The following is an 18,367-nucleotide window of genomic DNA, read 5'->3' as shown; positions in this document are numbered from 1 at the left end:
TCAGTCAAGACGTGTAGCTGCGGACCGTGGGCGGCGGCGTCAGCCGACCGCGCCTTCCATCTGCAGCTCGATCAGCCGGTTGAGCTCCAGCGCGTACTCCATGGGCAGCTCCTTGGCGATCGGCTCCACGAAGCCGCGCACGATCATCGCCATCGCCTCGAACTCGGTCAGACCGCGGCTCATCAGGTAGAAGAGCTGGTCCTCGGAGACCTTGGAGACGGTGGCCTCGTGGCCCATGGACACGTCGTCCTCGCGGACATCGACGTACGGGTAGGTGTCGGACCGCGAGATGGTGTCGACCAGGAGGGCGTCACAGAGCACGTTGGACTTCGCGCCCGGAGCGCCCTCGCCGATCTCGATCAGCCCGCGGTAGGACGTACGGCCACCGCCACGCGCCACCGACTTGGAGACGATGTTGGACGAGGTGTTCGGGGCCATGTGGACCATCTTGGCGCCGGCGTCCTGGTGCTGGCCCTCGCCCGCGAAGGCGATGGACAGCGTCTCACCCTTGGCGTGCTCGCCCATCAGGTAGACGGCCGGGTACTTCATGGTGACCTTGGAGCCGATGTTGCCGTCGACCCACTCCATGGTCGCGCCCTCGTAGGCCACGGCGCGCTTGGTGACCAGGTTGTAGACGTTGTTCGACCAGTTCTGGATCGTCGTGTAGCGGCAGCGGCCGCCCTTCTTGACGATGATCTCGACGACCGCCGAGTGCAGCGAGTCGGACTTGTAGATCGGGGCGGTGCAGCCCTCGACGTAGTGGACGTAGGCGTCCTCGTCGACGATGATCAGCGTCCGCTCGAACTGGCCCATGTTCTCGGTGTTGATCCGGAAGTAGGCCTGCAGCGGGATCTCGACGTGCACGCCCTTCGGCACGTAGATGAAGGAGCCACCGGACCACACCGCGCTGTTCAGCGACGCGAACTTGTTGTCACCGACCGGGATGACCGTGCCGAAGTACTCCTTGAAGAGCTCCGGGTGCTCCTTGAGCGCGGTGTCGGTGTCGAGGAAGATGACGCCCTGCTCCTCCAGATCCTCACGGATCTGGTGGTAGACGACCTCCGACTCGTACTGGGCGGCGACACCGGCGACCAGGCGCTGCTTCTCGGCCTCGGGGATGCCCAGCTTGTCGTAGGTGTTCTTGATGTCCTCCGGCAGATCCTCCCAGGACTCGGCCTGCTTCTCGGTGGACCGCACGAAATACTTGATGTTGTCGAAGTCGATGCCCGACAGGTCGGAGCCCCAGCTCGGCATGGGCTTCTTCTCGAAGAGCTTCAGGCCCTTGAGACGCAGCTTGGTCATCCACTCCGGCTCGCTCTTCTTCGAGGAGATGTCGCGGACGACGTCCTCGCTCAGACCGCGCTTGGCAGCGGCACCGGCCGCGTCGGAGTCGGCCCAGCCGTATTCGTACGTACCCAGACCCTCGAGCTCAGGGTGGGCAGTCTCCTCGATGGGGAGAGTCATGCGGGGTTCCTCCCGGCGGTGCTTGCAATGGTGGACGTGCTCTGGTGCTCGGTGCGGGGGATGTACGTGGTGCACACGCCATCCCCGTGGGCGATGGTGGCCAGCCGCTGGACATGCGTACCGAGCAATCGGCCGAAGAACTCGGTCTCCGCCTCGCAGAGCTGCGGGAACTGCTCGGCCACATGCGCAACGGGACAGTGGTGCTGGCACAGCTGCTCACCCTGTTGCGGCTGGGGCGCGCTACGCGCAGTAGCAGCGTACCCGTCGGCCGAGAGCGCCTTGGCCAGTGCCTCGGTGCGCCCCTCGGGGGCGACGCCGTCGAGGATCTCGCGGTAGGCCTCGGTCTGTGCCTCGAGCCGGTCCCTGGCGAAGGCCGCGACCGCGGCCTCGCCGCGCTCACCGCCGCCCGCCGCCTGGGAGATCCAGCGCAGGGCTTCGGTGGCCAGCGTGTCGTACGACTGGTCGAAGGCGTCCCGGCCGCAGTCGGTCAGCGCGAACACCTTGGCCGGGCGGCCACGGGTGCGTGCGCCGTAAACGCGCTGTTCACGGGGTTCTACGACGGCGTCGGCGACGAGCGCGTCAAGGTGTCGGCGGACGGCCGGCTGGGTGAGCCCCAGACGCTTCGCGAGTTCGGCCACGGTGGACGGGCCGTGGTCCAGGATGGAGCGCGCGACGCGGTTGCGCGTGGAGCGCTCACCGGTCGCGAGTTCCTCCTGCGGAGCCTCGCCAACGTTTTTCACAACGCCATTGTTGCGTAATTCCTCTGGCCCCGACAACCCGCGACCGAAACGCATGAGGGTGGCTTCAGTCACTAAGGGTTACCTAATTTCCGCTGTATTCAGGGCCGGGAAAGGCCCCGCCGCCCTGACGGCCCCGGGCGCGTCTCTAGACTTCGCGGCATGCCTGCATCCCCCGCCGACACCAGCGCCGCGGTCGTCCAGATCCACGGCCTGCGGAAACGGTACGGATCAAAGACCGCCGTGGACGACCTCCACCTGACGGCGGGGGCGGGCATCACCGCCGTACTCGGGCCGAACGGCGCGGGCAAGACCACCACCGTCGAGACCTGCGAGGGCTACCGGGAACCCGACGCGGGGACCGTGCGCGTCCTCGGCCTCGACCCGATAGCCGACGCGGCCCGGCTGCGCCCCAGGATCGGGGTGATGCTCCAGTCCGGCGGCGTCTACTCCGGCGCCCGCGCCGACGAGATGCTGCACCATATGGCGAAGCTGCACGCCCACCCGCTGGACGTGCAGGCACTGATCGAGCGCCTGGGCCTGGGCGGCTGCGGGCGCACCACCTACCGCAGGCTCTCCGGCGGGCAGCAGCAGCGTCTCGCCCTCGCCATGGCCGTGGTGGGCCGCCCCGAGCTGGTCTTCCTGGACGAGCCGACGGCGGGCCTCGACCCCCAGGCCCGCCGGGCCACCTGGGACCTCGTGCGCGAGCTGCGCGCCGACGGTGTCAGCACCATCCTCACCACCCACTACATGGACGAGGCCGAGCAGCTCGCCGACGACGTCGCGATCATCGACGAGGGCCGGGTCGTCGCCCAGGGCAGCCCCGAGGAGCTGTGCCGCGGCGGCGCCGAGAACACCCTGCGCTTCACCGGGCGCCCGGGGCTCGATGTCGCCTCGCTGCTCAAGGCCCTGCCGATGAACACCGCGGCGGCCGAGCTCACCCCCGGCGCCTACCGGGTGACCGGCACCGTCGACCCGCAACTGCTGGCCACCGTCACCTCCTGGTGCGCCCAGCACGGCGTCCTGCCGGACCGGATCTCGGTCGAGCGGCACACCTTGGAGGACGTCTTTTTGGAGCTGACCGGTAAGGAGCTGCGCGGATGAGCGCCGGTACGTACGCCCCGAAGCCCGGGGCCGCCCCGGTGGGGCGCATGATCGCGGCCCAGGCGGCGCTTGAGACGAAGATGCTGCTGCGCAACGGTGAGCAGCTGCTGCTCACCGTCGTCATCCCCTCGCTGCTGCTGGTGCTGTTCTCGACGGTCGACATCATCCCGGTGTCCGTCGAGGAGACGGGAGGGTCAGGCAAGCCCGTGGACTTCCTGGCGCCGGGCGTGCTGGCGCTCGCCGTGATGTCCACCGCCTTCACCGGGCAGGCCATCGCCACGGGCTTCGAGCGGCGGTACGGCGTGCTCAAGCGGCTCGGCACCTCGCCGCTGCCCCGGTGGGCGCTGATGGCCGCCAAGACGCTGGCGGTGCTGGTCACCGAGGTGCTGCAAATCGCGTTGCTGACGGCGATCGCGTTCGGGCTCGGCTGGTCGCCGAGCGGTAACCCGCTCTTCGTCCTGCTGCTTCTGGTGCTCGGCACGGCGGCGTTCTCGGGGCTCGGGCTGCTGATGGCCGGGACGCTGAAGGCCGAGGCGACGCTGGCAGCGGCGAACCTGGTGTTCCTGCTGCTGCTCGTCGGCGGTGGGGTGATCGTGCCGCTGGACAAGTTCCCGGACGGTGCCCAGTCGGTGCTGGGGCTGCTGCCGATCTCGGCGCTCTCGGACGGGCTGCGGGATGTGCTGCAGCACGGCGCGGGGATTCCGTGGGGGAACCTGGCGATCCTGGCGGTGTGGGCGGTGCTCGGGCTGGGCGCGGCGGCCCGGTTCTTCCGTTGGGAGTGACCTGGTGGTGCCTTAGGGCGCCTCAGGAGTGACGTACGGGTGACTTGAGGATGACTTGGGGTGATGTACCCACCCCTCGTGAACGGATGCACAAGCCCCCTCCTAGGATGACCCCGTGCCGAACCTGACCCGGGTGGAACTCGCCCAAGCCGCGCGCAACCCGCTCGCCTTCATCGCTGAGCGCTGGTCTCCGTCACCCCGGATCGTCCAGCGCGCGATCCTCGCCTCGCTGGTGATGAACACCGCCATCGTGGTGACCGGCGGCGCCGTGCGGCTGACCGGCTCGGGCCTCGGCTGCCCCACCTGGCCGAAGTGCACCGACGACTCCCTGACGGCCACCAGCGAGATGGGCCTGCACGGCGTCATCGAGTTCGGCAACCGCATGCTCACCTACGTGCTGTGCGCCGCCGTCGCCTGGGCGATCATCGCGGCGCGCTCCCAGAAGCCGCGCCGCCGCAGCCTGACCCGGCTCGGCTGGGCGCAGTTCTGGCTGGTGATGGGCAACGCGGTGCTCGGCGGCATCGTGGTTCTGGTCGGCCTCAACCCGTACACCGTGGCCCTGCACTTCCTGCTCTCCACCACGCTGATCACCGTCGCCACCGTGATGTGGCAGCGCGCCCGCGAGGGTGACGACGCCCCGCGTCCGCTGGTCGGCAAGGCGGTGCGGCAGTTGGTGTGGGTGCTGGTGATCGCCTCGGCGGTGCTGGTGGTCGCGGGCACCGCGGTGACCGGCTCCGGGCCGCACGCGGGTGACTCCAGCGACGTACCGCGGATGTTCTTCGACCCGGAGACCACCAGCAGGGTGCACGCGCTGGCCGCCTGGGCCGTGGTGATCCTGACCCTCGCGCTGTGGATCATCCTGAAGGCCATGGACGCGCCCCAGGGGCCGCTGGGCCGGACGCGCGACCTGTTCGTGGTGCTGATGGCCCAGGGGCTGATCGGCTATGTCCAGTACTACACGGGCCTGCCCGAGGTGCTGGTCGGGCTCCACATGCTGGGCTCCTGCCTAGTCTGGATCGCGGTGGTCCGGGTGGTGCTGGCGATGCGTGAGCGCCCACGGGACTCGGTCGGGCTGCCGACCCAGGCGACCGTCCCCCTGTCGAGGGTCTGACCAGCGGCTAGCTGAGGGTCTGGCCAGCGGCTAACCGGCGTCAGCCGGGAGCCCATAGACCCGGCGCGCGTTGTCCGCCGCGATCAGCGCCGCCACCCGGTCCGCGTCCTTCCGCGACCAGGCACCTTCGAGAACCCAGCCGCCCAGGACCCGCCCCAGCGCCTCCCGGAACAGCCGCGCGGCGACCACATGGAGTTCGGGCAGCCCCCGCGCCCCGCTGGAGAACAGCAGCTTGCCGAACGGGGCCAGCTCCAGAACCTCGGCGAGCAGCGCCGCCGCGCGCGCCCCGGTGCGTACGGCGGCGGGCCCCAGATCCGCGTAGACGTGCGGGTACGCCCCGGCCAGCTGCGCGGCGTGCCGGTGGTACGGATAGCCGTGCAGCAGCACCAGGTCCGTACCGAATCCGGATGTGGCCTGGGCGAACGCGCCGAGGTAGGTCTCCGGATCGCCCGCCCCGGTATGCAACTGGAGCGGCAGGCCGCTGGCCACGGCGATCCACAGCAGATGCCGGAGCAGCACCGGGTCGGTGAGCGGGCCGCCGACCTCACGCGCGGCGAGCCAGCGCGCCGCCGCGCCCCGCACCTCGCCCGCGCCGGGCGGCTCGGGGGCCAGCGCGAGCCCGTGGCGTACGCCGGCGACCGAGGTGAAGGCAACGGCGCCCGCCGCGGCGCCGTGTACCGACTCCGCGAGGTTGGCGAGGAAGGACTCGACCGTGCCCGAGGTGTCGGCCACCTGCTCGGCGAGCAGCTCCAGACGGACGATCTCGTGGGCCTGGGCAGCACCGGCCGCGGCCAGCTCGGGCGGCCGGGTGAGGTCGCCGGGGAGGCCGGTGTCGACCAGATAGGTGGAGATGCCGCTGCCGCGCAGCAGCCTCCGGTCCGCCTCAGCCACGCCGAGCTCGCGGCGCCTGGCCAGATAGCGGGCGGGCGGGCAGTGCGGTTCCAGGCCGAGCAGGGGCGGGCACCAGCGGCGTACCGCGAAGCCGGTCTGGGTGTCGAAGAAGGTGGTGCCGGGGGCGGGCGGGCCCTGGCCCCGGCCCAGCTGCGCCTCGAAGGTGCCAAGGCCCAGCTCCGTACGGAGCACCCCGTGGCAGTACTGGTCCACCAGGGGTGGCATGTCGATCATCCGGACTCCCCCGCTCGGGACCGTGCTCTTACGGTCCTAACGGGTGAGTGGGGGTTCAGGTGTTGCTGGAAGGGTTCTTGGGGCCACCGATCTGGATACCGGCCATGCGGGACCACTCGTACGGACCGGTCCGCACCGAGGCCGCGAAGTCGCCGTCGAACTCCTCGTGCACGGTGATCCCGGCCGTCTGGACCGCGCTCCGCGCGATCGCGTGGCTGGGCGCCATCAGGTCGCCCCAGTTGCCGTCCGCGCCGACGAGCACGATCCGGGTGCCCCGCTCGCCGGTGTACGCGAGCTGGCCCTCGGCGCCGCCGTGCGCCTTGGCGAAGGCGCCGATCTGCTGGGCCAGCTTGGCCGCCCGGCGCTTCGCGAGGGGGTCCAGGGCCTGGTCGGTGGCGTGGTCTTCAGCCTTGGTGTCTGCCATACAGCTGATGCTACTTGCGGGTAACCGAGCGGGGCAATCGCTCGGGGCAAACACGCACCGTCAGCGCAGGAACGGGTCCACCGCGACGGCCACGAAGAGCAGCGAGACATAGGTGATGGACCAGTGGAAGAGCCGCATCTCCTTCAGCTTGCCGCCCGTGATCCCGGCCTTGGCCCTGGCCTGCAGGCCGTGCGCCTCCCAGAGCCAGAAGCCGCCTGTGACCAGCGCCACCAGGGTGTAGAACCAGCCGGTGTAGCCCAGCGGGGTCAGCAGCAGCGAGACCGCGACCATCACCCAGCTGTAGAGGACGATCTGGCGGGCCACCACCTTGTTGGAGGCGATGACGGGGAGCATGGGAACGCCCACGCGCGCGTAGTCCTCCTTCACCTTCATCGACAGCGGCCAGTAGTGCGGCGGCGTCCAGAAGAAGATGACGAGGAAGAGGATGACCGCGGCCCACGACACGGAGTTGGTGACCGAGGACCAGCCGATCAGCACCGGCATACAGCCCGCGATGCCGCCCCAGACGATGTTCTGCGCGGTGCGCCGCTTGAGGATCATCGTGTAGACGACGACGTAGAAGAGCAGCGCGGCCAGGGAGAGCCCGGCGGACAGCCAGTTGACCAGCACGCCGAACCAGAACGTGGAGATCACCGCCAGCGCGGCACCGAAGGCCAGTCCCTCGCGGGGGCTGACCATGCCGGTGACCAGCGGCCGCTGGGATGTCCGGTCCATGAGCGCGTCGATGTCGCGGTCGATGTACATATTGAGCGCGTTGGCGCCGCCCGCGGAGAGATAGCCGCCCACGCAGGTGGCGAGCACCAGCCAGAGGTCGGGTACCCCCTGCTCCGCGAGGAACATCACCGGAACCGTCGTGATGAGCAGCAGCTCGATGATCCTGGGCTTCGTCAGCGCCACGAACGCCATGACTCGGGCCCTCAGCGGCCGGTGGCCTGGGCTCGTCCCGATTACCCCCGCAGGACGGGATTCAACGGCCGTCACGCACACCCCTGACACAGACTCCCAGCGAGCCACCGGTCGGGAACACAGGACGTGAAGACCTGGTAAAGGCTCGCGCGTACCACGCCACTGTAGACGTTGCCCATACCTGACCCTTCGTGGGGGTGGGGTCGTGTTGAGCGGCGACGGCGCGCGGGACGTATAAGGATGGGGGGTGTCCATGCACCGAGATGGCACAGCCACGAAAAGGGCACTGGCCCGCGCAACGGTAGGCTCGACAGCGCCCGGCGCGCGTTGTCGTCGGGGTTTCGACATGTGTTGTTTGTGGAGAGGAGCCCTGACCCAGGGTGAGCACCAAGCCGACCACTTCAGACCTCGAGTGGACCGATCTGGACCAGCGGGCCGTTGACACCGCCCGCGTCCTGGCCATGGATTCCGTACAGAAGGTCGGCAACGGCCATCCCGGTACGGCCATGAGCCTCGCGCCCGCCGCGTACACGCTTTTTCAGAAGGTGCTGCGGCACGACCCGTCCGACGCCGACTGGGTGGGCCGCGACCGGTTCGTCCTGTCCGCCGGACACTCGTCGCTGACGCTGTACATCCAGCTCTACCTGGCCGGCTACGGCCTGGAGCTGGACGATCTGAAGGCGTTCCGCACCTGGGGTTCCACGACCCCGGGCCACCCCGAGTACGGCCACACCACCGGCGTCGAGACCACGACCGGCCCGCTGGGTCAGGGTGTCGCCAACGCCGTGGGCATGGCCATGGCCGCCCGCTACGAGCGCGGTCTGTTCGACCCGGAGGCGGCCGTCGGCACCTCCCCGTTCGACCACACCATCTGGGCCATCGCCGGTGACGGCTGCCTCCAGGAGGGCATCTCCGCGGAGGCGTCCTCGCTGGCCGGGCACCAGAAGCTGGGCAACCTGGTCCTTTTGTGGGACGACAACCACATCTCGATCGAGGGTGACACGGAGACCGCGGTCTCCGAGGACACCATGAAGCGCTACGAGGCCTACGGCTGGCACGTCCAGCGCGTGGACCAGCTGCCCAGCGGCGACCTCGACCCCGCGGGACTGTTCCAGGCGCTCCAGGCCGCCAAGGCGGAGACCGAGCGGCCGTCGTTCATCGCGGTGCGTTCGATCATCGCCTGGCCCGCCCCGCACGCGCAGAACACCGAGGCCTCGCACGGCTCGGCGCTCGGCGACGAGGAGGTCGCGGCCACCAAGCGCGTCCTGGGCTTCGACCCGGAGCGGTCCTTCGAGGTCTCCGACGAGGTCATCGGGCACACGCGTAAGGCGCTGGACCGCGGCCATGAGGCCCGGGCCGAGTGGGAGAAGTCCTTCGCCGCCTGGCGCACCGCCAACCCGGAGCGCGCCGCCGAGTTCGACCGCGTGCACGCGGGCGAGCTGCCCGCTGGCTGGGAGGAGAAGCTCCCGGAGTTCGAGACCGGCAAGGCCGTCGCCACCCGCGCGGCGTCCGGCAAGGTGCTGCAGGCGCTCGGCGCGGTGATCCCGGAGCTGTGGGGCGGCTCGGCCGACCTGGCGGGCTCGAACAACACGACGATCGACAAGACGTCGTCGTTCCTCCCGGCGGACAACCCGCTGCCGGAGGCCAGCCCGTACGGCCGCACGATCCACTACGGCATCCGTGAGCACGCGATGGCCGCCGTGATGAACGGCATCGCCCTGCACGGCAACACCCGTATCTACGGCGGCACCTTCCTGGTGTTCTCCGACTACATGCGTAACGCCGTGCGGCTCGCCGCCCTGATGCACCTGCCGGTGACGCACGTCTGGACGCATGACTCGATCGGTCTCGGCGAGGACGGCCCGACCCACCAGCCGGTGGAGCACCTGGCCTCGCTGCGCGCCATCCCCGGCCTGAACGTCGTACGTCCGGCGGACGCCAACGAGACCGCGATCGCCTGGCGCGAGATCCTGAAGCGGTACACCAAGACGTTCGGCGAGGGCGCCCCGCACGGCCTGGCGCTGACCCGTCAGGGTGTGCCGACGTACGAGCGCAACGAGGACGCCGCCAAGGGCGGATACGTGCTGTTCGAGGCCGAAGGCGGCGACGCCGAGGTCGTGCTGATCGGTACGGGCTCCGAGGTGCAATTGGCCGTCGAGGCGCGCGAGCGGCTCCAGGCCGACGGCGTGCCGACACGGGTGGTCTCGATGCCGTCCGTGGAGTGGTTCGAGGAGCAGGACCAGAGCTACCGCGACTCCGTGCTGCCGCCCGCCGTGAAGGCGCGCGTCGCGGTCGAGGCCGGGATCGGTCTGACCTGGCACCGGTACGTCGGGGACGCCGGGCGGATCGTTTCGCTGGAGCACTTTGGCGCTTCGGCCGACGGCAAGGTCCTCTTCCGCGAGTTCGGCTTCACTGGTGAGGCTGTGGCCGCCGCCGCCAAGGAATCTCTCACCGCAACCAAGCGCTGACGCCGATACACCGAACCAAGTAGGAGATGCAATTTCCATGACAGACGCACTCAAGCGCCTCTCCGAGGAAGGCGTCGCGATCTGGCTGGACGACCTCTCGCGCCAGCGGATCACGTCCGGCAACCTCGCCGAACTGATCGACCAGCAGCACGTCGTAGGCGTCACCACCAACCCGTCGATCTTCCAGAAGGCGATCTCGTCGGGCGACGGTTACGAGCAGCAGCTCACCGACCTCGCGGCCCGTAAGGTCACCGTCGAGGAAGCCATCCGCATGATCACCACGGCGGATGTCCGGGACGCGGCCGACATCCTGCGCCCGGTGTTCGAGGCGACCGGCGGCCAGGACGGCCGGGTCTCCATCGAGGTCGACCCGCGCCTGGCGCACAACACCGCGGCGACCATCGCCGAGGCCAAGCAGCTGGCCTGGCTGGTGGACCGGCCGAACACCCTGATCAAGATCCCGGCGACCAAGGCGGGCCTGCCCGCGATCACCGAGGTCATCGGTCTGGGCATTAGCGTCAACGTCACGCTGATCTTCTCGCTGGAGCGCTACCGCGAGGTCATGGACGCCTACCTGGCGGGCCTGGAGAAGGCGAAGGCCGCGGGCCTGGACCTCTCCAAGATCCACTCGGTGGCGTCGTTCTTCGTCTCGCGCGTGGACACCGAGATCGACAAGCGCCTGGACGGCCTGGGCACCGCCGAGGCCAAGGAGCTGCGCGGCAAGGCCGCCCTGGCCAACGCGCGCCTCGCGTTCCAGGCGTACGAGGAAGTGTTCACCAGCGAGCGCTGGGCACCCCTGGACCGAGCCAACGCCAACCGGCAGCGCCCCCTGTGGGCCTCCACCGGCGTCAAGGACCCGGCGTACAAGGACACCTTGTACGTCGACGACCTGGTCGCCCCCGGCACCGTCAACACCATGCCCGAGGCCACCCTCGAAGCCACCGAGGACCATGGCCAGATCACCGGTAACACCATCGCCGGTACCTACGAGCAGGCCCGCGCCGAGCTCGACGCCGTCGAGAAGCTGGGGATCTCCTACGACGACGTGGTCCAGCTCCTTGAGGACGAGGGCGTCGAGAAGTTCGCGGTGTCCTGGAACGACCTGCTCAAGTCGACCGAGGCGGAGCTCAAGCGCCTCGCCCCCTCGGAGGCCTGACCACCTTGTCACCCCTCTCCGCAAGCGGCGACAACCCGCTGCGTGACGCTCAGGACCGACGGCTCCCGCGTATCGCGGGGCCGTCGGGCCTGGTGATCTTCGGTGTCACGGGCGACCTGTCCCGTAAGAAGCTGATGCCGGCCGTCTACGACCTGGCCAACCGCGGGCTGCTGCCGCCGGGCTTCTCGCTCATCGGCTTCGCCCGCCGTGAATGGCAGGACGAGGACTTCGCGCAGGAGGTGCACGACGCCGTCAAGGAGCACGCCAGGACGCCGTTCCGTGAGGAGGTCTGGCACCAGCTCATCCAGGGGATGCGCTTCGTCCAGGGCGACTTCGACGATGACGCCGCCTTCGAGAACCTGAAGGCCACGATCGCGGATCTCGACAAGGCGCAGGGCACGGGCGGTAACTTCGCCTTCTACCTGTCCGTACCGCCCAAGTTCTTCCCGCAGGTCGTCCAGCAGCTCAAGAAGCACGGTCTGGCCGACCAGCAGGGCGACTCCTGGCGGCGCGCGGTCATCGAGAAGCCCTTCGGGCACGACCTGGCCTCCGCGCAGGAGCTCAACGCGATCGTGCACGAGGTGTTCGCGCCGGACCAGGTGTTCCGGATCGACCACTACCTCGGCAAGGAGACGGTCCAGAACATCCTGGCGCTGCGGTTCGCCAACACCCTCTTCGAGCCGATCTGGAACCGGTCGTACGTCGACCATGTCCAGATCACGATGGCCGAGGACATCGGCATCGGCGGCCGCGCGGGCTACTACGACGGCATCGGCGCCGCCCGCGACGTCATCCAGAACCACCTGCTCCAACTGCTGGCGCTGACCGCGATGGAGGAGCCCGCCTCCTTCGACGCCGACGCCCTCGCGGCCGAGAAGACCAAGGTCCTCGGCGCGGTGAAGCTGCCCAAGGACCTCGGCAAGGACACGGTGCGCGGCCAGTACGCGCCCGGGTGGCAGGGCGGCGAGAAGGTCATCGGCTATCTCCAGGAAGACGGCATCGACGCCAAGTCGAAGACCGACACCTTTGCCGCGGTGAAGCTGGAGATCGACAACCGCCGCTGGGCGGGCGTCCCCTTCTACCTGCGCACCGGCAAGCGCCTCGGCCGCCGGGTCACCGAGATCGCGGTGGTCTTCCAGCGCGCCCCGCACTCCCCCTTCGACCAGACCGCGACGGAGGAACTGGGGCACAACGCCCTGGTGATCCGGGTGCAGCCGGACGAGGGTGTGACCATGCGGTTCGGCTCCAAGGTGCCGGGCACCTCGATGGAGGTACGGGACGTGTCGATGGACTTCGCGTACGGCGAGTCCTTCACCGAGTCCAGCCCCGAGGCGTACGAGCGGCTCATCCTCGATGTCCTGCTCGGCGACTCCAACCTCTTCCCGCGCACCGAGGAGGTCGAGCTGTCCTGGAACATCCTCGACCCGATCGAGCGGCACTGGGACCAGCACGGCAAGCCCGCGCAGTACCCGTCGGGCACCTGGGGTCCCAGCGAGGCGGACGAAATGCTGAAGCGAGACGGACGGAGCTGGCGTCGGCCATGAAGATCGACCTTACGGACACCACGGCCAGCAAGATCAACAAAGCGCTGGTGCAGGGGCGCCGGGCCATCGGCTCCCCGGCCCTTGGCATGGTGCTCACCCTGGTCATCGTCACCGACGAGGAGAACGCCTACGACTCGCTGAAGGCCGCGAACGAGGCCTCCCGTGAGCACCCGTCCCGCACCGTGGTCCTCATCAAGCGTGTCTCGCGTTCGCCACGGGACCGCACGAAGTCCCGCCTGGACGCCGAGGTGCGGGTCGGCGCGGACGCGGGCACCGGCGAGACGCTGATCCTGCGGCTGTACGGCGAGACGATCGACCACGCCCAGTCCGTGGTGCTGCCGCTGCTGCTTCCGGACGCGCCGGTGGTGGTGTGGTGGCCGGTGAACGCGCCGGTCGACCCGGCGAACGACCCGCTGGGCGCGCTGGCCCAGCGCCGGGTCACCGACACCTACGCCGCCGAGCGGCCGATACAGGAGCTAGCGGCGCGCGCCAAGACGTACACGCCGGGCGACACGGACCTGTCCTGGACGCGGATCACGCCGTGGCGTTCGATGCTGGCCGCCGCGCTGGACCAGCTGAGCTGCCAGGTCACCTCGGTCCAGGTGGAGGGCGTGGAGCACAACCCCAGCTGTGAGCTGCTTGCCATGTGGCTCGCGGACCGGCTCGGGGTGCCGGTGGAGCGTACGGTCTCCGGTGGGCCGGGGCTCACCGCGGTCCGGATGGAGACCGACTGCGGTCCGATCATCCTGGACCGGCCGGACGGTTCGCTGGCGACGCTCTCGATGCAAGGGCAGCCGGACCGGGCGGTGGCGCTGAAGCGGCGTGAGACGGCCGAGCTGATCGCGGAGGAGCTGCGCCGCCTCGACCCGGACGACACCTACGCGTCGGCGCTGAAGTTCGGCGTGGACCGGCTCGGTGCGACGGCGGACGCGGGGCCAGCGGCACCGGAGGCCGCGGAGACACCGGAGGCCGCGGCGGCTTCGGAGCCTTCGGAGGCCGCCACGTCCACCGCGGTGAAGAAGGCGCCCAAGGCCGTGACCAGGAAGGCGGCGAAATGACCGCGGCCGCGCAGGTGGTCGTCCACCGCGACAAGGAACTGATGGCCCAGGCCGCCGCGGCCCGGCTGATCACGAAGATCGTCGACGCCCAGGCCGCCCGCGGCTCGGCTTCGGTGGTCCTCACCGGCGGCCGTAACGGCAACGGTCTGCTGGCGGCGCTCGCCGCGTCGCCCGCCCGGGACGCCGTCGACTGGGGTCGGCTCGATCTGTGGTGGGGGGACGAACGGTTCCTGCCCGAGGGCGACATGGACCGTAATGTCACCCAGGCCCGTGCGGCGCTGCTCGACCATGTCCCGGTGGACCTGGCGCGGGTGCACGCCATGCCCGCGTCGGACGGGCCGTTCGGCAGGGACGCGGACACCGCGGCCGAGGCGTACGCCGCCGAACTCGCCGCGGCCTCCCGGCCGGAGAACCACGCCGACGTGCCGTCCTTCGACGTCCTGCTCCTCGGGGTCGGCCCGGACACCCATGTGGCCTCGCTCTTCCCCGAACTGCCCGCGGTACGGGAGACCGAGCGCACGGTCGTCGGGGTGCATGGCGCCCCCAAGCCACCGCCCACCCGGATCTCGCTGACGCTGCCCGCGATCCGCGCGGCCCGTGAGGTGTGGCTGCTGGCGGCGGGCGAGGACAAGGCGCGGGCCGCGCATATCGCGCTGTCCGGGGCGGGTGAGATCCAGGCCCCGGCGGCGGGCGCGTACGGCCGCAGCCGCACGCTGTGGCTGCTGGACAACGCGGCGGCCTCGGAGCTGCCGCGCGCGCTGTATCCCCCGGCGTCGCCCTGAGCAAGAGCCTGTCTGTGCACCCCGGCCGGGGTGCACAGACAGGCTCTCACCGGCCGGGCACCGCGCTCACTTGACCGAGCCCGCCATCACGCCCTGGACGAAGTGCCGCTGGAAGGCGAAGAACACCACCACGGGCACGATGAGCGACAGGAACGCGCCGGGCGCGAGTACGTCGATGTTGCTCCCGAACTGCCGGATCTGGGACTGGAGTTGCACGGTGAGCGGCTGCGAGGAGGCGTTGGCGAACAGCAGCGCCACCAGCATGTCGTTCCACACCCACAGGAATTGGAAGATCCCCAGGCTGGCGAGGGCCGGGCGGCCCACCGGCAGCACCAGTTGGAAGAAGATCCGCCACTCGGTGCCGCCGTCCATCCGCGCCGCCTCCAGCATTTCGCGCGGTATCTCGGCGAAGTAGTTCCGCAGCAGGAAGACCGCGAACGGCAGTCCGTAGGCGACGTGGAAGAGCACCACGCCGGGGATGGTGCCGAACAGCCCCAGCTCACCGAAGAGTTTGGCCACCGGGAGCAGGCCGACCTGCATCGGCACCACCAACAGCGCCACCACCAGCAGGAACAGCCGGTCGCGGCCGGGGAACTCCAGCCAGGCGAAGGCGTATCCGGCCAGCGCCGCGATGCCGACCACCAACACGGTGGAGGGCACCGAGATCAGCACGGTGTTCCAGAACGCCTGGGACATCCCGGAGTTGCCGAGCAACTCGGTGTAGTTGTCGAAGGAGAGCTGTCCCGGGCTGGTCAGCGCCGTCCACCAGCCGCCGTCCGCGTGGTCCCGTGCTGAGCGGAGCGAGGAGAGGAACAGTCCGGCGAGCGGGGTGATCCAGATGAGTCCGACGACCACGAGGAACGCCTGGACCACGCTGTTGCCGAGCCATCGGGTGAGCTTCATGACTGGCTCCTGCGGAAGCGGTGGACGTTGAACACCATGGCCGGGATGACCAGGAGCAGCAGCAGCACGCCGAGTGCGCTGCCCAGTCCCTGGTCGCTGCCGCCGCCGAAGGAGACCAGCCACATCTGGGTGGCCAGGACGGTGGCGTCCTCCTGGACCGGGCCCGGCGCGATGACGTACACGAGGTCGAAGACCTTCATCACGTTGATCACCAGGGTCACGAAGACGACGGTGAGTACGGGCGCGAGCAGTGGCACGGTGATCCTGCGGAAGACCTGCCATTCGCTGGCGCCGTCCATCCGGGCGGCTTCCAGGACGTCGCGCGGCATGGTGGAGAGTCCGGCGCCGATCAGCACCATCGCGAAGCCGGTCCAGATCCACAGGTAGGCGCCGATGATGGCCGGGGTGACCAGGGTCGGGCCGAGCCAGGAGACGCCGTCGAAGCGCGGGGCGAAGTTCTCGGCGGGCAGTCGCAGGGTGTACGTACCGGGATCGAGGCCGGTCAGGCGGAAGGAGCCGTCCGCCGCCGTGGTGGTACTCGCGACGGTCTCGCCGTCCCGTACCGCCTCGACCCGTAGCTTCGGCAGTCCGCTCTCGTCCGGGTCGACCTGGCCCTGCGTACCACCGCCGCCGGGCGTGAAGTCCAGGTAGGCGACGCCGGTCAGCTCGTCGCCGCCTGCCGTGCGCGAGGCCTGCGGGTACGCGGGCCTCGCCTCGGCCGGAAGGTCCTGGGGCCGTACGCCGACGAGCCCGAGGTGCACCACGGAGCCCGGGGACGCCGCGTCGGCGGTGGCGTAGGCGCCGTCCTTCTCCTTGGTCAGGCCCTGTCCGTCGCGGGCGCGGGCGGTCGGGTACGAGGAGGTGGCGCTGAAGGTGTCGTGCACGCCGACCACGGCGGCGTTCAGGACGCCCTTGTCGGGGTCCTCGTCGTAGGCGAGCCGGAAGATGATGCCGGCGGCCAGGAAGGAGACGGCCATGGGCATGAACATCAGCAGTTTGAACGCGGTGGCCCAGCGGATCTTCTCGACGAGGACCGCGAGGATCAGGCCGAGTCCGGTGAGCAGCGCCGGGGCGACGACCACCCAGATGGCGCTGTTGCGGATGGCCTTGAGCGTCGCCGGGTCGCGGAACATCCCGGTGTAGTTGTCGCCGCCGACGAAGCGGTCGCCGGAGGCGTCGAAGAAGCTCCGGCCGACCGAGAACAGCACGGGGTAGACGACGAGGGCGCCGAGCAGCAGCAGGGCGGGCAGCACGAAGGCCACGGCGATGATCCGGCCGCGCCGCCGCATCCCGCGCCGGGGGTCGGCGGCGGGTGCGGGGGCGGGCGGCTCGCTCGCGTGCCGCGCGGGTGGGGTGGTGACCGTACTCATGGCCGTCAGTCCTGGTAGGCCTTGGCGGCCGCCTGCTCCAGCTTGCGCGCGGTGCCCTTGGGGTCCGAGGGGTCGCGCAGGAAGTCCTGGAGGAGCTTCCACTCACCGGTGCCCTTGGTTCCGCCGAACGCGGCCGGTGCCTGGTCGGACATGTCGAAGCGCACCGTGTCCCCGGCGTCGATCAGGGACTTGGCGGTCTGCCGGGTGGTGTCGTCGCCGTAGGAGGCGAGGTCCAGCTTCTTGTTCGGGGAGAGGAAGCCGCCCGCTTCCGCCCAGACGGCCGCGGCCTCGGGTGTGGCGAGGAACTCCATGAGCGCCATCGCGCCCTTGGGGTTCTTGCCGTCCTTGAGGACGACCGCGGCGTCGCCGCCGCTGACGACGGGTGCCTCGCCGTCGCCCACGGCCGGGAAGGGGAAGAAGTCGGCGTCCTCGCCGATCGTCTTGCCGAACTGGTCCTTGGCGACACCGGCGACGAAGTCGCCTTCGTAGACCATGGCGGCCTTGGGGTCGGGGCCGAAGACCTTCTCGACGGAGCCGGGGAAGTCGGTGCTCAGGGCTTCCTTCTGGCCGCCCGCGACCAGTTGCTTGTCCTGGAAGAGCTCGCCGAGTGTGGTGAGCGCCTTGACCACGCTCGGGTCGGTCCACTTGATCTCGTGCTGGGCGAGCCGGTCGTAGTTGTCGGGCCCGGCCTGGGAGAGGTAGATGTTCTCGAACCAGTCGGTGAGCGTCCAGCCGTCCTGTCCGGCGACGGAGAAGGCGGCGAGGCCCGAGTCGGCGATGGTCCGGCCCGCGGTGAGCATGTCCTTGTACGTCTTGGGCGGCTTGACCCCGGCTTGTTCGATGGCGTCCGGGCTGTACCAGACGGTCGACTTGTGCGCGGCCTTGAAGTAGAGGCCGTAGAACTTGTTGTAGACCGTGCCGTAGTGCTTCCAGACGGGAGAGTAGCCGGAGTCGACGGTGTCCTCGGTCTTGGTGGAGAGCTCCGTGAGCCAGTCGTTCTTGGCGAACTGCTGGAGCACGCCGACCTGGGGGACGAGGGCGACGTCGGGGGCGTCGCCGCCTTCGACCTTGCTGCCGATGAAGGTGGAGACGTTGTCGCCGGTGGCGACGTACTGGGTCGTGGCGCCGGTCTTCTCGCTGAAGGCGTCCAGGACCTTCTGGAAGTTCTTCTGTTCGGTGCCCGACCAGGTTCCGGCCACGGTGACCTGCTGTCCGGCGAGCGACTTGCCGCCGCCCGCTGTGGGGGTGTCGCCGCCGCAGGCGGTGGCGCCGAGCGCGAGGGCGAGGGCGGTGCAGCTCGCGAGTGCGGTACGGCGTGTGGTGTGTCGTGCGGGGTGTCTTCTCATCGTCGTGGTCCCTTCGGGGGGGTGGGCGTGGCTTGTGGGTGGGAGTGGCCTGTGGGGGTGAGGGGG

General features: G+C 69.8%; 16 protein-coding genes. 8 read left to right on the top strand and 8 right to left on the bottom strand.

Annotated elements, in window-relative coordinates; genetic code table 11:
• Positions 1–39 precede the first annotated feature (39 nt).
• Both sufB and GCN81_RS11010 read right to left on the bottom strand, forming a co-directional pair.
• Positions 40–1,464 carry a Fe-S cluster assembly protein SufB gene (gene sufB / locus GCN81_RS11015; RefSeq protein ID WP_156724201.1) on the bottom strand — a complete coding sequence of 475 codons (1,425 nt, stop codon included), beginning with the start codon at positions 1,462–1,464 and terminating at the stop codon, positions 40–42.
• Positions 1,461–2,204, bottom strand: coding sequence for a helix-turn-helix transcriptional regulator (locus tag GCN81_RS11010; RefSeq protein WP_156724199.1), 744 nt, complete (start codon positions 2,202–2,204; stop codon positions 1,461–1,463). Before GCN81_RS11010 ends, sufB begins: the two co-directional genes overlap by 4 nt.
• A gap of 159 nt (positions 2,205–2,363) precedes the next feature.
• Between GCN81_RS11010 and GCN81_RS11005 the strand changes: the two genes are divergently transcribed.
• The 3 genes from GCN81_RS11005 (at position 2,364) to GCN81_RS10995 (ending at position 5,198) form a co-directional block, all read left to right on the top strand.
• Complete coding sequence (locus GCN81_RS11005; protein ID WP_156724197.1) at positions 2,364–3,305, top strand: ABC transporter ATP-binding protein; 942 nt, start codon at positions 2,364–2,366, stop codon at positions 3,303–3,305.
• A complete protein-coding gene (locus GCN81_RS11000) occupies positions 3,302–4,087 on the top strand; it encodes an ABC transporter permease (RefSeq protein ID WP_156724195.1) in 786 nt (261 codons plus the stop codon). The genes GCN81_RS11005 and GCN81_RS11000 overlap by 4 nt, the downstream gene beginning before the upstream one ends.
• Positions 4,088–4,202: 115 nt before the next feature.
• A complete protein-coding gene (locus GCN81_RS10995) occupies positions 4,203–5,198 on the top strand; it encodes a COX15/CtaA family protein (protein ID WP_231626621.1) in 996 nt (331 codons plus the stop codon).
• Positions 5,199–5,228: 30 nt separating this feature from the next.
• Here GCN81_RS10995 and GCN81_RS10990 read toward each other — a convergent pair whose 3' ends face one another.
• Genes GCN81_RS10990 through GCN81_RS10980 form a run of 3 tightly spaced genes read right to left on the bottom strand, consistent with a single transcriptional unit; the run spans position 5,229 to position 7,755 of the window.
• Complete coding sequence (locus tag GCN81_RS10990) at positions 5,229–6,323, bottom strand: amidohydrolase family protein (RefSeq protein WP_156724192.1); 1,095 nt, start codon at positions 6,321–6,323, stop codon at positions 5,229–5,231.
• A 55-nt stretch (positions 6,324–6,378) separates the two neighbouring features.
• Complete coding sequence (locus tag GCN81_RS10985; RefSeq protein ID WP_156724190.1) at positions 6,379–6,747, bottom strand: hypothetical protein; 369 nt, start codon at positions 6,745–6,747, stop codon at positions 6,379–6,381.
• 60 nt (positions 6,748–6,807) lie between these two features.
• Positions 6,808–7,755 (bottom strand): heme o synthase, encoded by a 948-nt coding sequence (locus GCN81_RS10980; RefSeq protein WP_197287565.1) that lies wholly within the window; start codon positions 7,753–7,755, stop codon positions 6,808–6,810.
• A 299-nt stretch (positions 7,756–8,054) separates the two neighbouring features.
• On the opposite strand from GCN81_RS10980, the gene tkt reads away from it, so the two are divergent.
• The 5 genes from tkt to pgl are packed head-to-tail and all read left to right on the top strand — an operon-like array spanning position 8,055 to position 14,682.
• Positions 8,055–10,142, top strand: coding sequence for a transketolase (tkt, locus tag GCN81_RS10975; RefSeq protein ID WP_156724186.1), 2,088 nt, complete (start codon positions 8,055–8,057; stop codon positions 10,140–10,142).
• Between the two features lie 37 nt (positions 10,143–10,179).
• Complete coding sequence (gene tal, locus GCN81_RS10970) at positions 10,180–11,298, top strand: transaldolase (RefSeq protein WP_156724184.1); 1,119 nt, start codon at positions 10,180–10,182, stop codon at positions 11,296–11,298.
• Between the two features lie 5 nt (positions 11,299–11,303).
• Positions 11,304–12,842, top strand: coding sequence for a glucose-6-phosphate dehydrogenase (zwf, locus tag GCN81_RS10965; protein ID WP_156724182.1), 1,539 nt, complete (start codon positions 11,304–11,306; stop codon positions 12,840–12,842).
• Entirely contained in the window at positions 12,839–13,900 is a 1,062-nt protein-coding gene (gene opcA, locus GCN81_RS10960; protein WP_156724180.1) for a glucose-6-phosphate dehydrogenase assembly protein OpcA, read from the top strand. Before zwf ends, opcA begins: the two co-directional genes overlap by 4 nt.
• Complete coding sequence (gene pgl, locus GCN81_RS10955; protein ID WP_156724178.1) at positions 13,897–14,682, top strand: 6-phosphogluconolactonase; 786 nt, start codon at positions 13,897–13,899, stop codon at positions 14,680–14,682. Before opcA ends, pgl begins: the two co-directional genes overlap by 4 nt.
• Before the next feature lie 66 nt (positions 14,683–14,748).
• Here the strand turns inward: pgl and GCN81_RS10950 are convergent, their stop codons facing one another.
• Genes GCN81_RS10950 through GCN81_RS10940 form a run of 3 tightly spaced genes read right to left on the bottom strand, consistent with a single transcriptional unit; the run spans position 14,749 to position 18,301 of the window.
• Complete coding sequence (locus GCN81_RS10950) at positions 14,749–15,585, bottom strand: carbohydrate ABC transporter permease (RefSeq protein WP_156724176.1); 837 nt, start codon at positions 15,583–15,585, stop codon at positions 14,749–14,751.
• Positions 15,582–16,955, bottom strand: a complete 1,374-nt coding sequence (locus GCN81_RS10945) for an ABC transporter permease subunit (protein ID WP_156724174.1) — start codon at positions 16,953–16,955, stop codon at positions 15,582–15,584. The genes GCN81_RS10950 and GCN81_RS10945 overlap by 4 nt, the downstream gene beginning before the upstream one ends.
• Positions 16,956–16,960: 5 nt before the next feature.
• Entirely contained in the window at positions 16,961–18,301 is a 1,341-nt protein-coding gene (locus GCN81_RS10940; protein WP_156724172.1) for an ABC transporter substrate-binding protein, read from the bottom strand.
• Positions 18,302–18,367 lie beyond the last annotated feature (66 nt).

The sequence above is a fragment of the Streptomyces apocyni genome (genome assembly GCF_009739465.1).
Classification (GTDB): domain Bacteria; phylum Actinomycetota; class Actinomycetes; order Streptomycetales; family Streptomycetaceae; genus Streptomyces; species Streptomyces apocyni.
Note: the sequence above shows the minus strand (reverse complement) of the source record. Positions and strands in the feature narration are given on the sequence as shown.